Origin of the sequence: Saccharomonospora iraqiensis subsp. iraqiensis (assembly GCF_000430445.1) — a bacterium.
GTDB lineage: Bacteria > Actinomycetota > Actinomycetes > Mycobacteriales > Pseudonocardiaceae > Saccharomonospora > Saccharomonospora iraqiensis.
The window spans coordinates 1-2,997 of sequence record NZ_KE387065.1 but is presented as its reverse complement, the minus strand read 5'-3'; the positions used below and the strand labels follow the sequence as shown (position 1 = coordinate 2,997).

General features: G+C 72.8%; 5 protein-coding genes. 1 reads left to right on the top strand and 4 read right to left on the bottom strand.

What is annotated here, in order from left to right; genetic code table 11:
* The 3 genes from ACTIR_RS0106210 to ACTIR_RS0106200 form a co-directional block, all read right to left on the bottom strand.
* Window positions 1–1,134: globin domain-containing protein (locus tag ACTIR_RS0106210; RefSeq protein ID WP_026453607.1), on the bottom strand; the 1,134-nt coding region annotated here is incomplete at its 3' end.
* 13 nt (window positions 1,135–1,147) lie between these two features.
* On the bottom strand, window positions 1,148–1,594 hold the full coding sequence (locus ACTIR_RS0106205) for an RrF2 family transcriptional regulator (RefSeq protein ID WP_007024946.1): 447 nt from the start codon (window positions 1,592–1,594) through the stop codon (window positions 1,148–1,150).
* Between the two features lie 217 nt (window positions 1,595–1,811).
* Window positions 1,812–2,198, bottom strand: coding sequence for a cold-shock protein (locus ACTIR_RS0106200; protein WP_026453606.1), 387 nt, complete (start codon window positions 2,196–2,198; stop codon window positions 1,812–1,814).
* 154 nt (window positions 2,199–2,352) lie between these two features.
* Here ACTIR_RS0106200 and ACTIR_RS0106195 point away from each other — a divergent pair, with 154 nt between their 5' ends.
* Window positions 2,353–2,586 (top strand): hypothetical protein, encoded by a 234-nt coding sequence (locus tag ACTIR_RS0106195; RefSeq protein WP_026453605.1) that lies wholly within the window; start codon window positions 2,353–2,355, stop codon window positions 2,584–2,586.
* Window positions 2,587–2,610: 24 nt separating this feature from the next.
* Here ACTIR_RS0106195 and ACTIR_RS22000 read toward each other — a convergent pair.
* Window positions 2,611–2,997, bottom strand: a 387-nt coding sequence (locus ACTIR_RS22000) for an HAD family hydrolase (protein WP_034238658.1), incomplete at its 5' end; no start/stop codon positions are given.

Here is a 2,997-nt window from a genome sequence, read left to right as displayed (position 1 = left end):
GGGCACGCCGCGCCCGCGCAGCGCCGCCCGCACCCGGGCCATGAACGGCAACGGCCCGCACAGGTACACCCGGGCGTTGTCCGGCAGCGGCAGCGTGTCCGGGTCGATCCGGCCCGGCAGCGCCTCGCCGGTGGCACCGGTCTCGTACCAGCACAGCTGCCGGAAGTCGGTCAGCCGGTCCCCGCAGTAGGCGACGTCGGCCGCCAGCGCGTGGCGTCCGGGCGAGCGGTCCGCGTGCGCGGCGACCACCCTGCGGGACGGCTGGTTCCGTCCGAGGTGGTCCAGCATCCCCGCCATCGGGGTCACCCCGATCCCGGCGCTGATCAGCAGGACCGGGTCGTCGCCGTCGTCCAGCACGAGATCCCCCGCCACGGGACCGAGCAGCAGTGTGTCGTCGGCCGCCACCGTGTCACACAGGAAGTTCGAGACCAGTCCGTCCGGGGTGTCGCCGGCGCCGCGCACCCGGCGCACGGTGATCCGCAACGACCCGTGCCCCGGCCCCTGGGACAGGGAGTACTGGCGGGGCTGCCGCCGGCCGTCCGGCAGCGTCACCGCCACCGAGACGTACTGCCCGGGCTGGAAGTCGGGCACCGGGCCGTCGTCGGCGGGCACGAGGGTGAACGACACCGCGTCCTCGGCCTCCTCCACGCGCTTGGCGACCCGCCAGGGCCGCCACGGCCGGGCCGGGTCCACGTCGGCGCGCTGGTACATCCGGGCCTCGGCGGCGACGAGTTCACAGGCGCACAGCCAGTAGACCTCCTCCCACGCGGTGCGCACCTCGTCGGTCACCGCGTCCCCGAGCACCGTGCCGACCGCGCCGAGCAGGTACCTGCCGACGATCGAGTACTGCCCGGGCTGCACACCGAGGGAGACGTGCTTGTGCGCGATGCGGTCCGCGATCGGGCCGAAGTCCACGTCCCGCTCGCCCACCAGGTGTTCGGCGAAGGCGACCACGGCCGCCGCGAGTGCGCGTTGCTGCTCGCCGTTGGCCTGGTTGCCCAGGTTGAACAGGTTCAGCAGTTCCGGGTGCGCGGCGAACATGTCGGTGTAGAACCGCGACGTGATCTCGGGCGCGTGGTCGCGCACGACGGGCAGTGTCGCCCGGATGACCCGTTCGGAGTCGGCCGAGAGCATGGTGTCCTCCCTGTCAGGGCGTTCCGGTGTCTCCGGGACGCCGTCCGATGGTGAGCAGCACGGGACCGGTCGGGTCGTGGACGAGGTCGGCCAGCGACACCTCGTCGAGACTGCGCAGGAACGCCTCGTGGGCCCGGTGCAACGCGGAGCGGAGCCGGCATCCCCCGCGCAGCGGGCACGGCGGGTCCTCACAACCGACGACCTCGTCGTCGCCCTCGAACCACCGCACCACGGTTCCCACGGGGATCTCCCGGGCCCCGGGTTCCAGCTCCACGCCGCCGCTGCGGCCCCGGACCGTGGTGAGCAGCCCCGTGTGCTGGAGCCGCTGCACCACCTTCGCCAGGTGGTGCCGGGGCACGGCGAGTGCCTCGGCGAGGTCGTCGACCCGGTGGCGGCCGTCGCGCACCGCGATGAACATCAGCACCCGCAGGGCGATGTCGGTGGACCGGTTGAGCTGCACGGCGGCACGCTATCGCGAACAGGACTCACACATGCGTGTTTTGTGATACACGACTCCGGGAGTCCGCTTTTCCGTCGGGACGTCCCCGGACGCCGCCGCGGACGGGAGACGACACGCGAACGGGCGCGTGCTCGTCCACCGGGTGACGATCACGCGCCCGTCGGGGATCGGCGTGCGCGGGCGGGCTGTCCGGCAGCCGCGTGCCCGGCGCCGGACGTCACGGATCCAGGTCGCGGGCCACCGCGCGCATCACCTCGGCGATGCGCTTGGTGTACTTGCGCTCCGGGTAGCGCCCCTTGCGCAGATTGGGCTGCACCCGCGCCTCCAGGAGCTTGATCATGTCCTCGACCATGCCGTGCAGTTCCTCGGCCGGACGGCGCCGGGCCTCGGCCACCGACGGCGGCGGGTCGAGCAACCGGACGGAGAGGGCCTGCGGGCCGCGTTTGCCGTCGGCGACCCCGAACTCCAGCCGCTGACCCGCCTTGAGAGCCTCGACACCTTCCGGCAGCGCGGACTTCCGGATGTAGACGTCCTTTCCTCCGTCCTGTGTGACGAAGCCGAACCCCTTGTCCGCGTCGTACCACTTGACCTTGCCGGTCGGCACTGCCCTCACCGTTCCTTCGCTCTCCTGCAACGGACCGTCACCACGGCCCCGCACGACGAACGCGCCCCAGGCGTACCCAGGACGCGCACCGGACAAGCGTATCTCGCCACGGGCGCGACGGCGAAGGTGATTGCGCCGCTCTAGGATGTGCGGCATGGAGACCGCTGTCCACGACACAAGTTCCGCCTCGACGCGCAAACCGTGGTTGATGCGGGTCGGTATCGGGATGTTCGCGCTCGGCATGCTGGCCGTGGTCGCGGTGTTCGTCCTCTTCGCCGCAGGATTCTCCGACCTGCCGGTGTGGCTGTCGGCCGTGGCGGGTGTGCTGACCCCGCTCGGTCTCGGGCTCGGACTGATCGCCCTGGTCCGGGAGCACCGCCGCCAGTAGCGGCCGGAACCGCCGCAGGCCGGGTCACCGGAGTGGTTCGGCGGGTCCGGGCGTGCCGGGGCCCGCCGTGCCGAGGGCGGACGGAGTGCCGCCGAACGCGGACTCCAGCCACCCGGGGAACTCCGCGAGTGAGCCGAGCACGGCGTGTGCCCCCGCGTCACGCAGTTCCGCACGGGAACACGGCCCCGTGGCGACCCCGACGCCGATCGCCCCCGCGGCACGGGCGCCCTCGACGTCCCCGGTGTGGTCGCCGACGTAGATCTGCGCTCCGTGCGCGGTCAGGGCCGTGGCCTTGCCGGCGGCCCAGAGGTCGCCGACCAGCTCGTCGACGTGGTCCGACCAGCCGAGCGCGGCCAGGTGCCGGGCGGCGTTCGGCGCGTACTTGCCGGTGACGACGAGCGCGCGGCCGCC

Bases quoted from the DNA above. Each gene is read 5' to 3' on its own strand.
- ACTIR_RS0106195 (WP_026453605.1), top strand. From the start codon at position 2,353: ATGGAGACCGCTGTCCACGACACAAGTTCCGCCTCGACGCGCAAACCG.